Origin of the sequence: Planctomonas deserti (assembly GCF_003067705.1) — a bacterium.
GTDB classification, from domain to species: Bacteria; Actinomycetota; Actinomycetes; order Actinomycetales; family Microbacteriaceae; genus Planctomonas; species Planctomonas deserti.
On the sequence record NZ_QANL01000003.1, the window covers coordinates 544,681 to 565,679 of the forward strand.

Annotated in this window: 18 protein-coding genes; 10 read left to right on the forward strand and 8 right to left on the reverse strand. The window is 70.4% G+C overall.

Annotated elements, in window-relative coordinates; translation table 11 throughout:
• Positions 1 to 270 precede the first annotated feature (270 nt).
• On the reverse strand, positions 271 to 1,695 hold the full coding sequence (gene glnA, locus DAI20_RS13355; RefSeq protein WP_108251588.1) for a type I glutamate--ammonia ligase: 1,425 nt from the start codon (positions 1,693 to 1,695) through the stop codon (positions 271 to 273).
• Between the two features lie 139 nt (positions 1,696 to 1,834).
• On the opposite strand from glnA, the gene DAI20_RS13360 reads away from it, so the two are divergent.
• Positions 1,835 to 2,263 carry an RDD family protein gene (locus DAI20_RS13360; protein ID WP_108251590.1) on the forward strand — a complete coding sequence of 143 codons (429 nt, stop codon included), beginning with the start codon at positions 1,835 to 1,837 and terminating at the stop codon, positions 2,261 to 2,263.
• A 72-nt stretch (positions 2,264 to 2,335) separates the two neighbouring features.
• Here the strand turns inward: DAI20_RS13360 and DAI20_RS13365 are convergent, their stop codons facing one another.
• Together DAI20_RS13365 and DAI20_RS13370 are read right to left on the reverse strand one after the other, a co-directional pair.
• Positions 2,336 to 3,058 carry a J domain-containing protein gene (locus DAI20_RS13365; protein ID WP_108251592.1) on the reverse strand — a complete coding sequence of 241 codons (723 nt, stop codon included), beginning with the start codon at positions 3,056 to 3,058 and terminating at the stop codon, positions 2,336 to 2,338.
• Between the two features lie 20 nt (positions 3,059 to 3,078).
• Entirely contained in the window at positions 3,079 to 3,789 is a 711-nt protein-coding gene (locus DAI20_RS13370; RefSeq protein WP_108251594.1) for a DUF4191 domain-containing protein, read from the reverse strand.
• 153 nt (positions 3,790 to 3,942) lie between these two features.
• On the opposite strand from DAI20_RS13370, the gene DAI20_RS13375 reads away from it, so the two are divergent.
• Positions 3,943 to 5,628 (forward strand): protein kinase domain-containing protein, encoded by a 1,686-nt coding sequence (locus tag DAI20_RS13375; RefSeq protein ID WP_108251595.1) that lies wholly within the window; start codon positions 3,943 to 3,945, stop codon positions 5,626 to 5,628.
• 34 nt (positions 5,629 to 5,662) lie between these two features.
• On the opposite strand, the gene sucB is transcribed toward DAI20_RS13375, so the two are convergent.
• The 3 genes from sucB to DAI20_RS13390 form a co-directional block, all read right to left on the reverse strand.
• On the reverse strand, positions 5,663 to 7,162 hold the full coding sequence (gene sucB / locus DAI20_RS13380; RefSeq protein WP_108251597.1) for a 2-oxoglutarate dehydrogenase, E2 component, dihydrolipoamide succinyltransferase: 1,500 nt from the start codon (positions 7,160 to 7,162) through the stop codon (positions 5,663 to 5,665).
• 68 nt (positions 7,163 to 7,230) lie between these two features.
• Entirely contained in the window at positions 7,231 to 8,604 is a 1,374-nt protein-coding gene (lpdA, locus tag DAI20_RS13385) for a dihydrolipoyl dehydrogenase (RefSeq protein ID WP_108251599.1), read from the reverse strand.
• 97 nt (positions 8,605 to 8,701) lie between these two features.
• Positions 8,702 to 10,210, reverse strand: a complete 1,509-nt coding sequence (locus tag DAI20_RS13390; protein WP_108251601.1) for a leucyl aminopeptidase — start codon at positions 10,208 to 10,210, stop codon at positions 8,702 to 8,704.
• A 147-nt stretch (positions 10,211 to 10,357) separates the two neighbouring features.
• Here DAI20_RS13390 and DAI20_RS13395 point away from each other — a divergent pair, with 147 nt between their 5' ends.
• On the forward strand, positions 10,358 to 11,281 hold the full coding sequence (locus tag DAI20_RS13395) for a proteasome assembly chaperone family protein (RefSeq protein WP_108251603.1): 924 nt from the start codon (positions 10,358 to 10,360) through the stop codon (positions 11,279 to 11,281).
• A gap of 64 nt (positions 11,282 to 11,345) precedes the next feature.
• Here DAI20_RS13395 and DAI20_RS13400 read toward each other — a convergent pair whose 3' ends face one another.
• Positions 11,346 to 11,576, reverse strand: a complete 231-nt coding sequence (locus DAI20_RS13400; protein ID WP_159085057.1) for a hypothetical protein — start codon at positions 11,574 to 11,576, stop codon at positions 11,346 to 11,348.
• A 51-nt stretch (positions 11,577 to 11,627) separates the two neighbouring features.
• On the opposite strand from DAI20_RS13400, the gene DAI20_RS13405 reads away from it, so the two are divergent.
• The 5 genes from DAI20_RS13405 (at position 11,628) to DAI20_RS13425 (ending at position 17,067) form a co-directional block, all read left to right on the forward strand.
• The gene (locus DAI20_RS13405) at positions 11,628 to 12,080 is read left to right on the forward strand and encodes a MarR family winged helix-turn-helix transcriptional regulator (RefSeq protein WP_108251609.1); all 453 of its coding nucleotides are present in this window, start codon (positions 11,628 to 11,630) and stop codon (positions 12,078 to 12,080) included.
• Positions 12,081 to 12,137: 57 nt separating this feature from the next.
• Positions 12,138 to 13,469 carry an MFS transporter gene (locus DAI20_RS13410; protein WP_108251611.1) on the forward strand — a complete coding sequence of 444 codons (1,332 nt, stop codon included), beginning with the start codon at positions 12,138 to 12,140 and terminating at the stop codon, positions 13,467 to 13,469.
• Positions 13,470 to 13,677: 208 nt separating this feature from the next.
• Entirely contained in the window at positions 13,678 to 15,048 is a 1,371-nt protein-coding gene (locus DAI20_RS13415; RefSeq protein WP_108251613.1) for an RNA polymerase sigma factor, read from the forward strand.
• 46 nt (positions 15,049 to 15,094) lie between these two features.
• A complete protein-coding gene (locus DAI20_RS13420; RefSeq protein ID WP_240606069.1) occupies positions 15,095 to 16,336 on the forward strand; it encodes a MurT ligase domain-containing protein in 1,242 nt (413 codons plus the stop codon).
• Positions 16,333 to 17,067: a type 1 glutamine amidotransferase gene (locus DAI20_RS13425; RefSeq protein ID WP_108251617.1), complete on the forward strand. Its 735-nt coding sequence runs from the start codon at positions 16,333 to 16,335 to the stop codon at positions 17,065 to 17,067. The genes DAI20_RS13420 and DAI20_RS13425 overlap by 4 nt, the downstream gene beginning before the upstream one ends.
• 312 nt (positions 17,068 to 17,379) lie before the next feature.
• On the opposite strand, the gene DAI20_RS13430 is transcribed toward DAI20_RS13425, so the two are convergent.
• Positions 17,380 to 17,619 (reverse strand): DUF7455 domain-containing protein, encoded by a 240-nt coding sequence (locus DAI20_RS13430; protein ID WP_108251619.1) that lies wholly within the window; start codon positions 17,617 to 17,619, stop codon positions 17,380 to 17,382.
• 210 nt (positions 17,620 to 17,829) lie between these two features.
• Here DAI20_RS13430 and DAI20_RS13435 point away from each other — a divergent pair, with 210 nt between their 5' ends.
• Positions 17,830 to 19,911: a DNA gyrase/topoisomerase IV subunit B gene (locus tag DAI20_RS13435; RefSeq protein ID WP_108251621.1), complete on the forward strand. Its 2,082-nt coding sequence runs from the start codon at positions 17,830 to 17,832 to the stop codon at positions 19,909 to 19,911.
• 54 nt (positions 19,912 to 19,965) lie between these two features.
• Positions 19,966 to 20,988 carry a PHP domain-containing protein gene (locus DAI20_RS13440; RefSeq protein ID WP_108251624.1) on the forward strand — a complete coding sequence of 341 codons (1,023 nt, stop codon included), beginning with the start codon at positions 19,966 to 19,968 and terminating at the stop codon, positions 20,986 to 20,988.
• Positions 20,989 to 20,999: the final 11 nt, after the last annotated feature.

Below are 20,999 nucleotides of genomic sequence, written 5' to 3' on the forward strand. Positions count from 1 at the left end.
GCCTCGCGCCGTGAGTGACCTCGCGACGTGATCGCCCGGGCCCGGCCCGGACGCGGCGGTGGGTGGGTCGCTCCTGCCCAGGCAGGAGGATCCTGCGCAGCTTGAAGCTGGGCAGGAGCCTTCTGCCTGGGCAGGGGCGCCAGGTCGCACCCCCCATCCGGCGGCACCACACCCCGCATCCGGCGCCGCATCGGGCCCGGAGAACGGGAAAGGGCCCCGCCGCGGGTGCGACGGGGCCCTTCTCATCCCGGGAACCGGGACCGGCGACGACTAGACGCCGTAGTAGAGCTCGAACTCGAACGGGTGCGGGCGCTGCGCGAGGGGCTTGATCTCCTTCTCGCGCTTGTACTCGATCCACGTCTCGATGAGGTCCTCGGTGAACACGTTGCCCGCCGTCAGGAACTCGTGGTCGGCCTCGAGCGCGGCAAGCGCGCCCTCGAGCGACGACGGAACCTGGGGGATGTTCTTCGCCTCCTCGGGCGGCAGCTCGTAGAGGTCCTTGTCCACGGGCTCGTGCGGCTCGATGCGGTTGCGGATGCCGTCGAGGCCGGCCATGAGCTGGGCCGCGAACGCGAGGTACGGGTTGCCGGAGGCGTCGGGCGCGCGGAACTCGATGCGCTTGGCCTTCGGGTTGGTGCCCGTGATCGGGATGCGGATCGAGGCGGAACGGTTGCCGGCCGAGTAGACCAGGTTGACGGGGGCCTCGAAGCCGGGGACCAGGCGGTGGTACGAGTTCACCGTCGGGTTCGTGAAGGCGAGCACGGCGGGCGCATGCTTGAGGAGGCCGCCGATGTACCAGCGGGCGAGGTCGGAGAGGCCGCCGTAGCCGGCCTCGTCGTAGAACAGCGGCTTGCCGTCGTTCCAGAGCGACTGGTGGGTGTGCATGCCCGAGCCGTTGTCGCCGAAGAGGGGCTTGGGCATGAACGTCGCCGTCTTGCCCCACTGATCAGCGGTGTTCTTGACGATGTACTTGAACTTCAGGATGTCGTCGGCCGCGTGCACCATGGTGTCGAAGCGGTAGTTGATCTCGGCCTGGCCGCCGGTGCCCACCTCGTGGTGCGCACGCTCGAGGATGAGGCCGGCTTCGATCAGCTTGAGGCTGATGTCGTCGCGCAGGTCGGCCTGCTTGTCGACGGGGCTGACGGGGAAGTAGCCGCCCTTGTAGGGGGTCTTGTTGGCGAGGTTGCCGCCCTCCTCCTCGCGGCCGGAGTTCCAGGCACCCTCCTCGGAGTCGACGGAGTAGAAGCTGCGGTGCTGGTTCACCTCGTAACGCACGTCGTCGAAGATGTAGAACTCGGCCTCGGGGGCGAAGAACGCGGTGTCGGCGATGCCGGTTGAGGCGAGGTACTTCTCAGCCTTCTTGGCAACCTGGCGCGGGTCGCGGCCGTAGATCTCACCGTTGCGCGGGTTGTAGATGTCGAACACCATGATGAGCGTGCGCTCGGCCCGGAAGGGGTCGATGTACGCCGTGGTGACATCCGGGATCAGCTGCATGTCGGATTCGTGGATCGAGGCGAAACCCCGGATGGAAGACCCGTCGAACAGCTGACCGACGGAGAAGAACTCCTCATCGACCGTCGAAGCGGGGATGTTGAAGTGCTGCTGAACACCGGGGAGGTCGGTGAACCGGATATCAAGGAACTTGACGTCGGTGTCCTTGATGAACGCGAGCACCTCGGATGAATCACTGAACATGTGATGAGCTCCAAAGGGGTTGTAGAACGGGGCGACTGTCGTACACAGCCGGATCCGACCTTATCGAGGCCCGGTTACCCCGTTCTTTCCCTCATGTTTCCGCCATGTTACGGGCGGCGTGCCGATCTAGACTCTCCTGGTGCCCGCAGCGACCCCGTCCTCAGTCCCCCACGGCGATCCGGCCGGCAATCTCTGGCCCGGGTGGCGACTCGGTCTGCCCCAGGAGGGCCGGGGATCGGTGGCCCGGGCGGGGCGGCGAATTGCGGCCATCTCGATCGATCTGCTGCTCTGCGCGATCATCTCGTGGGTCTTCTTCTTCGGGGTGGAGTTCGCCTCCCTCGCGATCTTCGCGGTCGAGCAGATCGTCCTGCTGATCACTCTCGGCGGCGGCGTCGGGCACCTCCTGCTGGGCATGCGCCTCGTGACCCTGCAGGGGGAGCACTGCGGCGTGTGGCGCCCGATCCTGCGCACCGCCCTGCTCTGCCTCCTGATCCCTGCACTCATCTGGAACAGCGACCAGCGCGGCCTGCACGACGTCTTCTCCGGCACGGTGCTGGTCCGCCGCTGACGCCCGCCGACGGCACTCCGCACGCGGCAGCACTGCGCGCCCGGCAACGCGACAGGACGCGGACCGTCGGCGCTACTCGCCGCAGCCGAGGAACAGCAGCTCGGCGCGGCGCCCGGGGAACGCGACCACGACGGGCACGCCAGCCCGCACACCGCTGAGCTCGCGGGTCTCCGTGGTCGGCTCGCCGGATCCCGTCGGCGTCACCTCGAAGCGTGCGGACGCGCTCACGCAGTCCTCGGGGGTCGTGAGGTCGAGCACGACGCAGGCGCCGCTGTCGGCGCACCCCGCGCGGTCGGCGAGCGGGTCGGTCACGGCGGTGACGACCGTCTCGGCGGTGAGGTCGCGCTCTGCGGCGCCGAGGAGGTCGATGCGCCAGGCGTCCTGCCAGCTCACGACCGACACGAGCACGAGCGCCAGCGCGATCACGGTGGCGATCGACGACCCCATGCCGTGGGGCTTCCTCCGGCCCGGCCCCTGGTAGGCGTAGGCGACCCGTGGGGACCGCTCGGGCTCCTCGGCGTCGTCCGGCTGCGCGTCCTCGGCGTCCGGGGCGGTCGAGGCCGCTCGTGCAGCAGAGGTGGTCGACCCACCGGGGGCGGGCGCCGAGAGGAGGAGGTCACGTGCCGTCGTGAGCTGGATGAAGCGCTCGTTGGCCGCGCGGATGGCCTCGGGGGTGGGATCCGCGAGCAGGTCCGGGTGGGTCAGCCTCGCGTTCCGCGAGAAGGCGTGCAGGATGTCCGAGCGTGAGGCGGCATCGCCCAGCCCGAGGAGTTCGGCCGCCTGCTCGCGCGTCATGGCACGGCTCGCGGGTCAGATCACCGCGGTCGCTGGGCGCGGACCTTGAACGGATCGACACCCTTGGGGATGGGCATCGAGCTCTGTCCGAGGCTGTCCAGACGGTTGCTGACGGCGAGGATCTCTGTCTTGGTGAGCGTCTTCTTGAAGCGACGCAGTGATCCCGCCAGCTTGTGCAGCTCGACGGAGTCCGGGTCGGGGCCGACGGTCACGAAGCCGACGGGCACATTGGGGAGCACGCGCTGCACCTTACGCCGCTCGTCTTCGAGCATGCGCTTCGTGCGGCTCTTGGGTCCCTCACCGATGAGCACGACGCCACCACGACCGACGGCGCGGTAGACCGCGTCCTGGGTCCTGCCGTTGACCGCCACCGGCATCTCGCTGCCGCGCCACCCGCGCTTGAGGGAGCTGCGAAGCACGACGCCGACGGCGCCCGGCTGGCCCTTCAGCTGCGAGTACGCCGCCTTCTCGGCCTTCCGGCCGAGGATGATGAGGAACAGCAGCATGCCGGCGAGGATGCCGGTGATGATGTACAGGATGATCGCGAGCACGCCGCCGCCGACGAAGATCGACAGCAGCACGGCCACGATGATGGGGCCGAAGAAGCCGAGGGCCATCCACCAGACCGACGACTTGTCGTAGCGGCGGGTCATCTGGAACACCTGCAGCATCTGCTTGATGCGGCCGGGTTCCTTGGCGGGAGAGGCGGGGGAGGCTTGGGCACGTGCCATGGCTCCAGGATACCGGTCGACGACCCCGCCTCGGACCGCGCCTAGGGCGCTCGCTGAGGCTCGCCTCTCGCTCCCACCCGGCGGTCACGGCGTCGGTTGCACCGGTGCGAAGCGTTCCCGCGGAAGGCCGTGCTGGAGCAGTTGACTGGCCGCATGCGGGGATCGCGACGGAGGCGGCGGGCGGAGCACGAGCACGGCCGAGACGACCACAGCGCCGCGGAGACGCTGACCGAGCTCGCGACACGCCCGCTTCCCGGACCACCGCACGATCCCTTCCGGCTCGGCGGCGAGGACGACGCCCGCACCATCGGCGGCTACCGCGTCCTGCGACTGCTCGGCAGGGGCAGCCGGGCCGACGTGTACCTCGGCCGGCTGCCGACGTGGCCTGAGCCTGCCGCACGCCGCTCCGAGGCCGACGAGGGACTGGCGCAGGGCGCGGACGAAAGGCGCCACACGTACGGCCTGCCGGTGGAGGTGGCACTGAAGGTCTTCCGATCAGAGGCGTCCGCCGAGAGCATCGATCGCGAGTTCGCGACGCTGTCGGCGGCTCCCTCGCGCCACGTCGTCCGTCTGCTCGACGTCGCGCGGGTGGCCGACGGGCCGGTCTGCCTCGTGCTGGCCCGCTGCGACGGCGGTTCCCTTCCCGCTCTGCTCGAGCGGCGCCGAAGCATCACCGCGGGGGAGGCCGTGACCGTGCTCGCGCCCATCCTCGAGGCCCTCGCCTGCATGCACCGTGCCGGCTTCACCCACGGCGCGCTCCGGCTGCCGTCCGTGCTCTTCGATGGTTCGGGAGCCCCGGTGGTGGTCGGGTGGGGGCACGGCGTCTCGCTGCGGGACGACCGGGGGCGGCCGCCGGGGCTGGAGCGCCTCGCGGCGACGCCGGCCGTGGCCGAGGACCTGCGCCGGTTTGCGGCCGTCGCGGACGCCGTGCTCGCGCAGGTCGAGGGCGGAAGCCGCCTTGCCGCCACCGTGCGGGAGCTCACCGCGCGGCCGGACTCCGACACCGAAGGCCGGCTGTCCGACGCCCTGTTCGACTTCGCCGAGCCGCTCCCCGTTCAGTTCGTGCCGCCCGACCGGAGCGGTAGTGGCGTTGGCCCTTCGTCGCGGGTGTCCCGCCCACCGTCACGCCCGGGGTCGGGCAGTCAAGCCACCGGTCGCCACCGGCGCACCCCCGGCGCGCCCACGGAGGGGGCGGCGCCCGCGGTCCTCGAGAGGATCCGCGTCGCGGTGCGGTCGGTGCGGAGGCGGGTCTGGCTCGCGGCGGGTCTGGCCGTGATGGCCGCAGTCCTCGCGGCCACCCTCTCGCTCCTAAGCGGCGGGCCGCCCGCCGTGCCCTCGGGCGCCCCGGCGCCGGGAGGTACGGCGGCTGCCGGCCCGCTTCCGGCGGAGCCACCGCGCCGGTCGACGCCGGGGCCGATGTCACCCACGACGCCTCCGTCGCAGGAGGAGATGGACACAGCGGCACTGGAGTCGGCGATCGCCGGCGAGGATCCCGTCGTTGCGGCGTCCGCCCTGCTGCGGTTGCGCGCGGAGTGCCTGCGGGTGCGGTCCGCGGCCTGCCTGCGTGGCGTGGATCAACCCGGGTCGGTCGCGCTGGCGGCGGACCTGGCGGAACTGGAGCGACTCGACAGGCCGGGTGCCGGCGCGGAAACGGACTTGCAGACGAGCACCGACGCCGCCGAGCCCGCGGATGCGCCTGTCCTCGTCGAACGACTGGGCGGCACGGCGATCGTGTCGGTTCCCGCCTCGTCGCTCGGCGACTCCACGCCGGATACGCCACCGGCCTCGCTCCTGCTGATCAGGAGCGAGGCCGGATGGCGCATCCGCGACGTGCTGTGAGACCCGGTGTCCCGGTCCCTGCGTGCGGGCGGAGTTAGATGCCCAGGTCGGCGGCGAAGTCGCCCGCCTCGAGGCGGTTCTTCACCTGCACCAGGAAGCGGGCGGCGTCCGCGCCGTCCACGATGCGGTGGTCGTAGGACAGGGCCAGGTACACCATGGAGCGCACGGCGATCGCGTCGACGCCGCCCTGCGAGATCACCACGGGCCGCTTCACGACCGTTCCGGTGCCGAGGATGGCGACCTGCGGCAGGAAGACGACGGGCGTGTCGAACAGCGCGCCACGCGATCCGGTGTTGGTCAGCGTGAAGGTGCCGCCGGCAAGCTCGTCCGGGGTCAGCTTGTTGTCCCGCGTGCGTGCCGCGAGGTCCGCGATCTCCCTGGCGAAGTCGGCGAGGTTCTTGTCGCCGGCGTTCTTCACCACGGGGGTCAGCAGGCCACGCTCGGTGTCGACGGCGATGCTGATGTTCTCGTGGTCCGGGTAGACGATGCTGCTGTTCTCGACGTCGATCGTGGCGTTGACGATCGGGTAGGACTTCAGCGCCTCCGTCGCCGCGAGAGCGAAGAACGGCAGGAACGACAGCTTGGAGCCGGTCTCCTTGGCGAAGCGGTCCTTCACCGAGTTGCGGAACTCCGCGACCTTCGTCACGTCCACCTCGACGACCGAGGTGAGCTGCGCCGAGGCCTGCATCGACTTGACCGCACGGTCCGCCACGACCTTGCGCAGGCGGGACATCTTGACGGTCGTTCCGCGCAGGGGCGAGATCTCGACGACGGCGGGCTTGGCCTCGGTGGGGGCGGCAGCGGCCGGGGTGGCGGCCTTCTCGGCCGCGGCGAGCACGTCCTCCTTGCGGATGCGGCCGCCGACGCCCGTTCCGGTGATGCCGGAGAGGTCGACGCCCTTCTCGTGCGCGAGCTTGCGGACCAGCGGGGTGACGTAACCGGCGTTGGAGCCGCCCGACGGGGCCTCGGTGGAAGCGGCGGGAGCCGCGGCCGGAGTGGGCGCGGCAGGGGCCGCAGCCGGTGCCGGGGGAGCGGCGGGCGCGGCCGGGGCGGCGGGCATGGGCTGCTCGGACGCGGCGGGCTGCTCCTGCTCGGCGGCGGGGGCAGGCTCGGGCTCGGCGGGGGCGGGCACCGGGTCGCCGGGCTCCGCGTAGTTGGAGGGCACGACGGCCTCCTCCGGCTCCTCCTCGGCGGCGGGCGTCTCCTGAGCGGGCGTCTCCTCCGTGGCGGGCGCGGGCTCCGCGGCGGGGGCGGGCTCCTCGGCCGCGGGGGCGGGCTCCTCGGCCGCGGCACCGGATCCGTCACCGATGCGCACGAGGGCGGTGCCGACCTCCACGGTCTCGTCCTCCTGCACGAGGATCTCCTCGATCACGCCGGCGACGGGCGACGGGATCTCGGTGTCCACCTTGTCCGTCGACACCTCGAGCAGGGGCTCGTCGACCTCGACGGAGTCGCCCACGTTCTTGAGCCAGCGGGTGACCGTACCCTCGGTGACACTCTCGCCGAGTGCGGGAAGGTTGACGGATTCGCTCATTGGTTATGTCTCCTCTAGACGCGTCGTGCGCGACTGTCGTTCGTGTTGGGTCTGTCTCGACTTCTGGATTACAGCGCGTGCAGGGGGAAGCCGGACAGCGCGAGGTGCGCCTCACCCAGCGTCTCGTTCTGAGTGGGGTGAGCGTGGATCAGGCTCGCGACGTCCTCGGGGTACGCCTCCCAGTTCACGATGAGCTGCGCCTCGCCGATCTGCTCGCCCATGCGGGCGCCGATCATGTGCACTCCGACGACCGGGCCGTCGTTGACCCGGACGACCTTGACGAAGCCGGCCGTGCCGATGATGGAGCTGCGGGCGTTGCCGCCGAGGTTGTACTCGTAGGTGGAGACCTTGTCGGCCCCGTACTTCGCCGCGGCCTTCGCCTCGGTGTAGCCGACGGAGGCGATCTCCGGGTCGCAGTAGGTGACCTTGGGAATGTTGACGTCCTCGACGATCTGCGGGTTGTGGCCCGCGATCTCCTCGGCCACGAAGATGCCCTGCTGGAACCCGCGGTGGGCCAGCTGCAGGCCGGGGACGATGTCGCCGACGGCGTAGACGCCGGGCACGTTGGTGGCCAGGCGCTCGTTGGTGAGGACGAACCCGCGGTCCATCTGTACCCCGACCTCCTCGAAGCCGAGGCCGGCGGTGGCGGGGCCGCGCCCGACCGCCACGAGGAGGAGCTCCGCCTCGACGGTCTTGCCGTTTTCCAGCGTCACGACGACGCCGTTGTCGTCCTGCGTGACACCCTGGAAGCGGACGCCGGTGGAGAAGTTGATGCCGCGCTTGCGGAAGGCCCGCTCCAGCTGCTTGCTGATGCTCTCCTCCTCATTCGGCACGAGGTGGGGGAGAGCCTCGATGATGGTCACCTCGGCGCCGAAGGACTTCCACACGCTCGCGAACTCGACGCCGATGACGCCGCCGCCGAGCACCGCCACGCGCTTGGGCACGTAGTCGAGCTCGAGCGCCTGCTCGGAGGTGATGACGCGGCCGCCCAGCTCGAGGCCGGGGAGCGAGCGGGAGTACGAGCCCGTCGCCAGGATGATGTTCTTGCCGACGATGCGGTCCTCGCCGACCTGGACGGTGTTCGGCGCGACGAGCTTGCCCTCACCCTCGATGACGGTGATGCCGCGCGCCTTGATGAGCCCGACCAGGCCTTTGAACTTGCTCGTGATGATGCCCGTGCGGTACGCGCTGAGAGCCGGCATGTCGACGCCGTCGAACGAGGCGGTGATGCCGTACTTCGCGGAGTCGCGGGCGCCGTCGGCCAATTCGGCCGCGTGCAGGAGTGCCTTGGTGGGGACGCAACCCCAGTGCAGACAGGTGCCGCCCAGCTTGTTCTTCTCGATCAGTCCGACAGTGAATCCGAGCTGGCTCGCGCGCAGCGCTGCCGCGTAGCCACCACTTCCTCCGCCGAGCACCACAATGTCAAAATTCTGTTCCGACACTTGAGTTACTCCCTTGTCTGCATCAGGTTGTGCATGCGTCTGGCGCCACCGCTGGCGCGTCATTCGACCCGTGATTTTTGAGCCGGTTACGAGCCTACTACGCGCGTGAAATGTCCTCGGCCAGGGTGATCAGGGACCGCACGGTGACTCCCGTCGGGCCCTTCCCGGTGAAGCCGTAGGGCGACCCGACGTTGTTCGACGGGCCGGCGATGTCGAGGTGCGCCCACGGGATGCGCGGAGCGTCCTCGCCGTCACCCGTCGTGCCGATGAACTCCTTGAGGAAGGTGCCGGCGAGCAGCATGCCGCCCGCGGTGTTGCCGGGCTTCGCGTTGGCGAGGTCCGCGACATCGGAGTTGAGCAGCGCGCGGAACTCCCCGGGGAGCGGGAGGGGCCAGATCGCCTCGCCCGAGCGGCGTCCGGCCTCGGCGACCTGGGAGACGAAGGCCTCGTCGCCCATGGCGCCCGTCGTGCGGTAGCCGAGCGCGACGATCTGGGCGCCGGTGAGGGTGGCGACGTCGACGATGTAGTCGGGGCGCTCCTCGCTCGCGGCCACCAGCCCGTCGGCGAGCACGAGCCGCCCCTCCGCATCGGTGTTGAGCACCTCGACGGTCTTCCCGCCGCGGATGGTCAGCACGTCGTCGACGCGCATCGCCGTGCCGGAGGGCATGTTCTCGGCGACGCAGAGCCACGCGGTGACCCGCAGCGGGAGACCGAGGCGGGCGACGGCGAGCGCGACCTCGAGCACGGTCGCCGCACCCGTCATGTCGAACTTCATGCCGATCATCGGCACCGCCGGCTTCAGCGACAGGCCGCCGGAGTCGAAGGTGATGCCCTTGCCGACCAGCGCGAGGTGCTTCGTCGCGCCCTCGGGGGAGTAGCTGACCTTGACCAGCCGCGGCGGCCGGGCGGAGCCGGCGCCGACGCCGAGGATGCCGCCGAAGCCCTCGGCCGCGAGCTCCTCCTCGTCCCACACCCGGACCTCGACGGGAAGGCCGGCCGCGTGCGCACGGGCGGCGTCGGCGAGCGCGGCGGGCGGAAGGTCCCGCGGGGGAGTGTTCACGAGGTCGCGGATGGCGTGCACCGCGCCAGCGACGGCCGCGGTGCGGGCGAGCAGGGCGTCCGCAGCCTCGCCGTCGGCACCGCCGACCACCGTGATGTGGGGCGCGGGGGTCTTCGTCGAGCTCTTCGACGTGCCGCGGTAGTCGGTGTAGGAGTAGCCGGCGATGGCCGCGCCCTCGAGCACGGCGCCGAGGGCACCGTCGGCGTCGGTGGGCAGCGCGAGCGCCACCGACTCGACGCCGGTCAGCTGGCGCACGGCCGAGCCCGCGGCGTAGCGCAGAGTGTCCGGCGTGACCGGCGCGGAGCCGAGACCGATGAGCGCGATGCTCGACGCTGCGATGCCGTCGGCCTGCACGCGGGTGAGCTCGTCCTCGCCGCCGCGGACGCCGAGAGCGGACAATGCGCCCGCCAGGCCGGCGAAGTCGTCCGAGCCGCCGGGTCCGAGCAGCGACACGCCCGCGCCGTCCGGTGCGACGGCGAGCACGAGGACGTCTGCTTCGACATCGGAGGGGGAGGCGGACGAGAGCGACACGGAGGAGAACGGCATGGGGAAAAGCCTAGACCGGGCGTCGGGGCCGTCCTGGGCCGGGGCCAACGTCGACCTCGAGGAGAGGGCCGAGTGTTCGCTGATGGCACCACCGGTATGGCGGCGTCCGGGGGGATGCCCAGACGCCCGCGGTTTAGAGTTGAGCGCATGGACCCGTCGGATCTGTACGACCTCGACCCCGCGGCGCATGACGTGCCCGCCGGGCTGCACCTCGTTGCCGGTCTCACAGGCTTCGCCGATGCGGGTTCCGCGGTCACCCAGTTCACCGAGTACCTGCTCGACACCCTGGAGCACCGCGTCGTCGCGTCCTTCGACGTCGACACGCTGCTGGACTACCGCGCCCGTCGTCCCACCATGTACTTCGACCAGGACCACCTGACCGACTACCGGCCGGCGAAGCTGAACCTCTACCTCGCCCGTGACGAGCTCGGTCAGCAGTTCCTGCTTCTCGCGGGCTTCGAGCCCGACTTCCAGTGGGAGCGGTTCACCGCCGCCGTGCTCGGGCTCGTCGACCGCTTCCAGGTCTCGACCACCACGTGGGTGCACGCGATCCCGATGCCGGTTCCGCACACGCGCCCCATCAGCGTCACAGTGAGCGGCAACCGCACCGAGCTCATCGACTCGCTCTCGGTGTGGAAGCCGCACACCCAGGTGCCCGCGAACGCGCTGCACCTCGTGGAGTTCCGGCTGCACCACCTGGGTCACCCGGTGACCGGGTTCGTGCTCCTCATCCCGCACTACCTCGCGGACACCGAGTACCCGTCGGCCGCGGTCGCGTCCCTCGAGAGCATCAGTGCGGCGACGGGGCTCATCTTCCCCACGGACCGGCTGCGCGAGGAGGGCCGCGACTTCATCGCGAAGATCGACGAGCAGGTGGCGACCAACCAGGAGCTCGGGCGGCTCGTCTCGACGCTCGAGCAGCGTCACGACAGCTATATGGAGGACTCCCCGCTGCGCTCGCCGCTCACGGACGAGGACGGCCTGCTGCCGAGCGCGGACGAGATCGCGGCGGAGCTCGAGAAGTTCCTGGCCCACCGGCGCACCGGCGACGACGAGCAGCCGCGCTCCTAAGCGCGTCCGTCTTGAATCGCGGAGCGTCCGGTCCCGCTCAGAGCCCGCTCAGAGGGCCTCCGGTCTAGCCGGCCTGCGGCCTCGGGCAGCTCATGTACGTGCGCGGACCCGAGCGGTCGACGACGTGCTCGTCCATCGGAAGGCCGCAGAGCGGGCAGGCACCGCCGCGGGGCGGCGGGGGAGCGAGCGGCTCGTTCGGGTCGCCGAGCTGAGCCGGGCCCATGAAGGGGCGCAGGGAGCGGTTCAGTCCGTTGACGAAGCTGCTCACTCGGTCGGCAGGGGTGCGCTTTCGCATACCAGCAGCGTACTATTCAATCGTGCGCTACACAATCTCAAGGGACGCCGGATGACGACGATGGTCGAGAACCCGCTCGCCCTGCAGAACCAGGTCTGCTTCCAGGTCGCCGTCGCCGCGCGCAGTGTGCTCGGCGTCTACCGCCCGATCCTCGAACCGCTCGGGCTGACGCATCCCCAGTACCTCGTGATGCTCGTGCTGTGGGAGAACGGGGGCAGCTCGGTGCGGGACCTCGGCACGGCGCTGCGGCTCGACTCCGCCACGCTCTCGCCGCTGCTCAAGCGGCTGGAGGCGGCGGGCCTGGTGCGGCGCGCCCGTTCGGTCGAGGACGAGCGCGTCGTCGTGGTGTCGCTCACCGCCGAGGGCACGGCGCTCCGTGAGCGCGCGCTCGAGGTTCCGGGCCGGGTCGTCGAGACCCTCGGTCTCGAGCTCGCCGAGCTCGAGACGCTGCGTGACGGCCTCTCCGCCTTCATCACGGCAGCGGACGCGCGCAGCCGCCCCTGACCCCGCCCGATCCGGCCCGCGGGGAAGCCCGCGCCGCCGCGCGGGTACCGTTGAGGGGTGAACAGCCGTCGCTCGTGGGTCATCTACGCGGTCGGCACGTTCGCCTATCTCATCGCGGTGACCCAGCGGACGACGCTGGGCGTGGCGGGCGTCATGGCCACCGAGCGGTTCGACATCTCGGCGTCCGTGCTCTCCAGCCTGGCCGTCGTGCAACTCATCGTGTACGCCGGTCTGCAGATCCCGATCGGCGTGATCCTCGACCGGGTCGGCGCGCGCTGGCTGCTCATCGCCGGCGCGGCCCTCATGACCATCGGCCAGCTGACGCTGGCCTTCGCCCCGACGATCGGGATCGCGATCCTCGGCCGGGTGCTCGTCGGCGCGGGGGACGCCACGGCGTTCGTCTCGGTCATCCGCCTCATCAACACGTGGTTCGCCGGACGCCAGGTGCCGCTGCTCGCCCAGTGGTTCGGCAACATCGGTCAGCTGGGTCAGGTGATGTCCGCGCTGCCGTTCGCCCTCGTGCTGCACGACTTCGGCTGGTCGCCCGCCTTCGTGAGCGCCGCCGCGGCGTCGGCCGTCGCCCTCGTGCTCATCGTCGTGGCCATCTCGGACGCGAGCGCGGGAGGCGGCGCGGAGTCCGAGCGGGTCGAGTCATGGTCGGACGCCTTCAAGGAGCTGCGTCGAAGCCTGCGCCGCCCCGGCACCCAGCTGGGCTTCTGGTCCCACTACGTCACCCAGTCGTCCGGCGTGGTGTTCACGCTGCTCTGGGGGTACCCCTTCATGGTGTCCGCCCTCGGCTACGACCCCGGACTCGCGTCGACCCTCATCATCGTGATCGTGCTGTCCGGCATGGTGGCCGGGCCCGTGCTCGGCGTGCTCACCGCCCGCTACCCGTTCCGCCGCTCGAACCTGGTGATCGCCATCGTCGTGGCCATGGGGGTCGCGTGGGCCGCCGTGCTCGCGTGGCCGGGCCAGCCGCCCCTGTGGCTCGTGGTCCTGCTGCTCATGACCCTCGGTGTCGGCGGCCCGGGTTCGCAGATCGGCTTCGACTTCGCCCGCACCTTCAATCCGCGGCGCGGTCTCGGCTCGGCCACGGGCTTCGTGAACGTCGGCGGGTTCCTCGCGAGCTTCGTCATGATGTTCCTCATCGGCGTCGTGTTGGACGCCACGAACGCCGCCCGGATCGCGGGCGGAGCGCCCAGCGAGCTCTACGCTCTCGACTCCTTCCGGCTCGCATTCCTGGTGCAGTACGTGGTCGTCGGGCTCGGCGTGATCATGTTGTTCGTCAGCCGCCGACGCACCCGTCGCCGCCTCGCCGAGGATGAGGGAATACAGGTGGGGCCCCTCTGGGTTGCATTAGTAGAAGCACGCGCCCGGCGCAAGGGGTGAATGGCCAGTGCGTGGCAGTTTCCGTGCAATAATCAATACAGAGACCCGTTCCTGTCCCTGAGGCGTACCTTCCTTTCGCGAAGCCGCAGCCCGGACTTGACATGGGTCTTAGTAATGTCAATTTTCAACCCGGACCCTCCGCCGGTATCGCCGATCCCCGAACGATCGCGATGCACCCTTACCGGCCGCGGGTGTGAAAGGTGTTCGAATGGCTTCCACTCCGACCAAGTCCGCCACTCTAGAGGCGGACCAGGCGAACGCTGCCGTCGACGAGTCGACCGCAGCGGCGCCCGCCAAGCGTGCCCCCGCGAAGAAGGCAGCCGGTACCAAGGCCGCCGCCAAGCCCGCTGCGAAGACCGCCGCAGGCGCCAAGACCGCCGCCGCCAAGAAGCCCGCCGCCAAGAAGGCGTCGGCTAAGGCTGCCGGCGCTGTCGACGAGACCGAGGTCGACGAGCCCGTCGACGTGACCGACGAGGACGAGGTCGTGGTGGAGGACGTCAAGGACGACGTCGAGACGCCCGAGACCGACGAGGAGTCGACCGACGCCAAGGACGAGACGGAGGAGGGCAAGCCCGAGGCCGTCGCTGAGCCGCTGCCCACCGGTGCTCTCGTGCTGCGGGCCGTGGACGACGAGGACGACATCCCCGTCTACTCCCAGGCCATAACCGGCGCCACCGCCGACCCGGTCAAGGACTACCTGAAGCAGATCGGCAAGGTCGCGCTGCTCAACGCGGCCGAAGAGGTCGAGCTGGCCATGCGCATCGAGGCCGGCCTGTTCGCCGAGGACAAGCTCGCGAACACGCCGAACCTGTCGAAGGAGGCCGAGCGCGAGCTGCGCTGGGTCGCCCGCGACGGCCAGCGCGCGAAGAGCCACCTGCTCGGCGCGAACCTCCGCCTCGTGGTCAGCCTCGCCAAGCGCTACACGGGCCGCGGCATGCAGTTCCTGGACCTGATCCAGGAGGGCAACCTCGGTCTGATCCGCGCCGTCGAGAAGTTCGACTACACCAAGGGCTTCAAGTTCTCCACGTACGCGACCTGGTGGATCCGTCAGGCCATCACCCGCGCCATGGCGGACCAGGCCCGCACCATCCGCATCCCCGTGCACATGGTCGAGGTCATCAACAAGCTCGCCCGCGTGCAGCGCCAGATGCTCCAGGACCTGGGCCGTGAGCCCACGCCCGAGGAGCTGTCGCGCGAGCTCGACATGACGCCCGAGAAGGTCGTCGAGGTGCAGAAGTACGGTCGCGAGCCGATCTCCCTGCACACCCCGCTCGGCGAGGACGGCGACAGCGAGTTCGGCGATCTCATCGAGGACACCGAGGCGGTCGTGCCCGCGGACGCGGTGGGCTTCACCATGCTCCAGAAGCAGCTAGAGTCGCTGCTCGACTCCCTGTCCGAGCGCGAGGCAGGCGTCATCCGCATGCGCTTCGGCCTGGGCGACGGCATGCCGAAGACCCTCGACCAGATCGGCGACACCTTCGGCGTGACGCGCGAGCGGATCCGTCAGATCGAGTCCAAGACGATGGCCAAGCTGCGCCACCCGTCCCGGTCGCAGTCGCTGCGCGACTACCTCGAGTAGGCCCGCACAGGTGCGGGTTCGCCTGGCGGTTGGCGCCGGACGACTGGTGAGATGGGCCGCGCGCAGGCGCGGCGGTGGTTCGGCCTTCCCCGGACTCGTGGCGATGAAGATCGCGCCGGACTTCCTCGAGCGGACGATCGCCGACCTCCCCCTCGGGGTGGTCGCGGTCTCCGGCTCGAACGGGAAGTCGACGACCACGAACATGGTGTCCGCGATCCTGCGCGCCCACGGGCTGCGCGTGTTCACGAACCCGTCCGGCGGTAACCTGCCGCAGGGCATCGCGTCGGCGGTGCTCGCCGACGCGTCCGGCTCCGGCCGCCTCGCCGCGGACGTCGCCGTGCTCGAGATCGACGAGGCGTACGGCGTGCAGCTCTCGCAGCTGCTGAAGCCGCGCACCGTCCTCCTCCTGAACGTGCAGATCGACCAGCTGAACCGATTCTTCGAGCCGGACCGGGTGGCCGGCATGCTCGCGAAGATCGCGTCGACCGCGACCGGCGCGCTCGTGCTGAACGCGGACGACGAGCACCTCGTCGGCCTCGGCGAGGCACTGCCTGCCGGGACTTCCGCCCGGGTGTCCTACTTCGCGACCGCTCCCGAACTGCTCGGCGCAGTGTCTCAGGGAATGCTGTCCGCGCCGCGTTTCGGCTCGGCCGCAACCGCGACCGCGACCACCCCGGACGTCGTCGCCACCGCGCTCGACGGCCGCGAGGCGACCATCGAGGTGGACGGCGTGCCGACCAGCGTGCGGTTGCCCGCCCGCGGCGTGCACTACGCGGTCGACGCCGCCGCCGCGGTCGCCGCCGCGCGCGCGGCGCTGGGGGAGCGGTTCTCCGCCGCCACCGCGGCATCGGCCCTCGCCGAGCTCGAGACGGTCTACGGCCGCGGCGAGACGCTGTCCGCCAACGGCGAGGACATCGAGATCATCATGATGAAGAATCCGGCGAGCCTGCAGCTGAACCTGGACTCGCTCGGCACGACGCCGGAGCAGGTGTTCCTGGCCGTGGACAACGGCACGCCCGACCCGTCCTGGCTGTACGACATCGACCTGTCGCGGCTCTCGCACGCCGACGTCATCTCGGGCACCAAGGGCTACCAGCTCGCCGTGCGGCTCGCCTACGACGGACTGCCCGTCGGCGTCGTCGAGCCCGAGCTGCGCGCCGCCGTGCGCCGCTTCCTCGCCCTGCGGCGCCCGGCGACGGGACGGAAGACCATGATCGTGAACTACGAGCAGATGATGCTCATCCGCAAAATCCTCGGCTACACCGACCTCGAGGGCGGGCAGTCATGACCGGGCTCACCATCCTCCACCTCTACCCGCGCGAGCTCGGCATCAACGGCGACCGCGGCAACGTGACCGTGCTCGCCCGCCGGGCCGGCTGGCGGGGGATCGACGCGACCGTCGTCGAGCACTCTCCCGGATCCGGCGAGCTGCCGGACGCCGACATCATCGTCGTCGGCTCCGGACCCCTGTCGGCCATGCGCTCGGTGCATGCCGACCTCCTCTCACACGCGGCGCGGCTGCGGGACCTCGTGTCCGGGGGCGCGGCGCTCCTCGCCGTGTCCGGCGGCATGCACCTTCTCGGCGCAAAGATCGAACTGGAGGACGGCACGGTGCTCGAGGGCGCGGGCGTGCTGCCTCTCCGCTCGGTGCTCACCGCGAAGCGCTCCGTGGGCGACCTCGTCGTCGAGACCCCGGCAGGCACCCTCGTGGGCTACGAGAACCACGGATCGCTCGTCACGCTCGAGGGCGGCGCGAAACCGCTCGGCACGGTCCGCAGCGGCTTCGGGAACGGCGGCGCCGGCGGGGGAGAAGGCGTCCGCGTCGGCTCCGCGATCGGCACGCACCTCGGAGGTCCCGTGCTCGCCCTGAATCCGGCACTGGCGGACGAGCTGCTCACCGCCGCGATCGCCCGTCGCGGTGGAGCGCTCGGCGCGAGCGCGGACGAGACAATCGGGCGGATCGACGAGTGGGCCCGTCTCGCCCGCGAGACCGTGGCCGCGCACCCCTCCTCTTACTGAGGGACGTCCCTTCGACGGGCTCAGGGACCGAGTGGTGCCGTGTCGGCGCAGGGCCGGTACACGGTCGCTGAGTTCGTCAAAGCGACGCGACCGCACCCGTCCCGTCCCTTCGACAGGCTCAGGGACCGTACGGTGCCGCGACCGCGACCGCCGACCCCACGGTCGCTGAGCTCGTCGAAGCGACGCGACGCGACCCGCACCCGACGCGGCCGTTCGACAGACTCAGGGACCGTACGGCTCCCGTGCCGTGGGCACGAGAAAGGGCGTGACCGCTACGGTCACGCCCTTTTCTCGTTCTTCGCTGCGCTGCTGTTAGGCGCGCTGCTCGTCGAACAGGCGGCTGGACTCGTCGTGCCAGCTGGTCGCGATGGTCGAGAGCTTCTCCTGGTACTTCTTGCCGTGGTGGGCGCAGAAGAGAAGTTCGCTGTTGTTCACGACGACGCGGACGTAAGCCTGGGCTCCGCAGCTGTCGCAGCGGTCGGCCGCGGTGAGCTGGTGGTTGTGAGGTTCGAGCTCATCCACGGCACTGTTCTCGGTAGCGATCGGTGACATGTGATGCTCCCCTCGGTAGGCGTTCTATCTGAACTCGCTCCATCAAAGCATGCTTGCACCGCAGGTGACCCGGTATTGCCTGGCATTTCGCTTTGCGCGTAGAGGAGCGGCCGGGGAGCGAGTTGCTGACGTCCGGTGTCGGCGGCGCGGCTTACGCTTGTGCGGGGCTTCCGCCGGTGGGGCGTCGGCCCCGCAAGATAAGGAGCGTTCGTGGCGGTCTCGGACTATTCGGCCAGACACCTCTCGGTGCTCGAGGGGCTCGAAGCCGTCCGCAAGCGGCCCGGCATGTACATCGGCTCCACCGACTCCCGCGGCCTCATGCACTGCCTTTGGGAGATCATCGACAACTCGGTGGACGAGGCGCTCGGCGGCCACGGCAACGAGATCTCCGTGCGTCTGCACGCCGACGGCAGCGTCGCGGTGCGCGACCGCGCCCGCGGCATCCCCGTCGACATCGAGCCCAAGACCGGTCTCAGCGGCGTCGAGGTCGTGTTCACCAAGCTGCACGCCGGCGGCAAGTTCGGCAACGGGTCCTACGCCGCATCGGGCGGACTGCACGGCGTCGGCGCGAGCGTCGTGAACGCCCTGTCCGAGCGCCTCGACGTCGAGGTCGACCGCGGGGGCAAGACCTGGGCCATGTCGTTCCACCGGGGCGAGCCGGGCATCTTCGCCGACGAGGGCGAGCCGACCCCGGACGCACCGTTCACGCCGTTCGTGTCCGGCAGTGAGCTGCGCGTCGTCGGCAAGGTCGCGAAGGGCGTCACCGGCACGCGCGTGCGCTACTGGGCTGACCGCCAGATCTTCACCAAGGGCGCCGAGTTCCGCACCGAGGAACTGTTCGACCGTGCGCGGCAGACGGCGTTCCTTATCCCCGGCCTGCGCATCGACATCCAGGACGAGCGGGGCGAGGAGCCGAAGGGCGACTCGTTCCAGTTCGACGGCGGCATCGCCGAGTTCGTCGAGCACCTCTCCACCGACGCCCCGCTCACCGACACCTGGCGCCTGCAGGGCAGCGGCACCTTCACCGAGACCGTTCCCGTGCTGTCCCCGGGCGGCGCCATGGTGCCGACCGAGGTGTCGCGCGAGTGCGACGTCGACATCGCGCTCCGCTGGGGCACCGGGTACGAGACCACCTTCAAGAGCTTCGTGAACATCATCGCCACACCGAAGGGCGGCACCCACCAGGCCGGCTTCGAGGCGGGGCTGCTCAAGTTCCTCCGCCAGCAGGTCGAGCTCAACGCCAGGCGCCTCAAGGCCGGCAACGACAAGCTCGAGAAGGACGACATGCTGGCCGGCCTCACCGCCGTCCTGACGGTGCGCCTGCCCGAGCCGCAGTTCGAGGGCCAGACGAAGGAGATCCTCGGCACCCCGGCTGTGCGCGCCATCGTGTCCAAGGTCGTCGCGGACCGGATGGCCGAGCGCTTCGCGTCCACCCGGCGCGAGGACAAGGCGCAGACCGCCGTCGTGCTCGACAAGATCGTCGCCGAGATGAAGTCGCGCATCTCGGCCCGCACGCACAAGGAGACGCAGCGCCGCAAGAACGCGCTCGAGAACTCGACGCTGCCGGCGAAGCTGGTCGACTGCCGGTCGAGCGACGTGGCCATGAGCGAGCTCTTCCTCGTCGAGGGAGACTCCGCGCTCGGCACCGCGAAGCTCGCGCGGGACAGCGAGTACCAGGCGCTGCTGCCCCTGCGCGGCAAGATCCTGAATGTGCAGAAGGCGTCCATCTCGGACATGCTCTCGAACGCCGAGTGCGCCTCGATCATCCAGGTCATCGGCGCCGGATCCGGTCGCACTTTCGACCTCTCGGCCGCCCGCTACGGCAAGGTCATCCTCATGAGCGACGCGGACGTGGACGGCGCCCACATCCGCACCCTGCTGCTCACGCTGTTCTTCCGCTACATGCGCCCCATGATCGAGGACGGGCGCGTGTTCGCCGCGGTACCCCCGCTGCACCGTGTCGTGATTCAGAACCCGGGATCGCGCCCGAACGAGACGGTGTACACCTACTCGGAGAACGAGCTGAACACGCTCCTGGCGAGCCTCAAGCGCAGCAACCGCCGCTACCAGGACCCGATCCAGCGCTACAAGGGCCTCGGCGAGATGGACGCGGACCAGCTGGCGAGCACGACCATGGACCGCGCACACCGCACCCTGCGCCGCGTCAACGTCGCGGACGCCTCCGCGGCGGAGACGGTGTTCGAGCTGCTCATGGGCAACGACGTCGCCCCGCGCAAGGACTTCATCGTCCAGGGCTCCTCCGGGCTATCGCGCGATCGCATCGACGTCTGACCCGACTGGTCGGGGCGTCACGCGTCGCCCCCACGTCCGCGGCAGGATGGGGGCATGCACTCCGTCGACGCCCTGAACGAGATCGCCTTCTGGCTCGAGCGGGAGCTCGCCCCGACCTTCAAGGTGCAGGCGTTCCGCAAGGCCGCCGCCGCGATCGCCGGTGTGCCGACCGAGGAGCTGCGGGAGCGGGCCGCCGACGGGCGGCTGAAGCGAACGAAGGGGATCGGGGCGCGCTCGCTCGAGGTGATTCAGCAGGCCCTCACCGGCATCGTGCCCGACTACCTGCAGAACCTCCGCGAGCGCGGGGCGAAGCCGCTCGCCGAGGGAGGCGGGGAGATCCGGGCGGCCCTGCGCGGCGACCTGCACAGCCACAGCGAGTGGTCCGACGGCGGGTCGCCCATCGAGCTCATGGTGGAGGCGGCCCGCGCCCTGGGACGCGAGTACCAGGCGCTGACCGACCACTCGCCGAACCTGACCATCGCCAACGGCCTGAGCGTGGAGCGGCTGGAGCGGCAGCTCGACGTCGTCGCGGACATCAACGCCGCCGGGGACGGCGACTTCCGGCTGCTCAGCGGCATCGAGGTGGACATCCTCGAGACCGGCGAGCTCGACCAGACCCCCGAGATGCTCGACCGCCTCGACGTCGTCGTCGCCAGCGTGCACTCCAAGCTGCGGTCGGACCGGGACACGATGACCCAGCGGATGCTCGCCGGCATCGCGAACCCGCACACGAACGTGCTGGGGCACTGCACGGGCCGGCTCGTCACCGGGTCGCGGGGCACGCGCCCGGAGTCGGAGTTCGACGCGGAGCGCGTGTTCGCCGCCTGCGCGGAGCACGATGTGGCGGTGGAGATCAACTCGAGACCCGAGCGTCAGGATCCGCCCGGCCGCCTCATCAAGATGGCACTCGATGCCGGTTGCCTGTTCAGCATCGACACGGACGCGCACGCACCCGGCCAACTCGACTTCCTCGCCTACGGCGCCGAGCGAGCCGAGGCGAACGGCGTGCCCGTCGACCGCATCATCACCACGTGGCCGGTCGACCGTCTGCTGGAGTGGACGCACCCCGGACGCTGACGTGGCGGGCG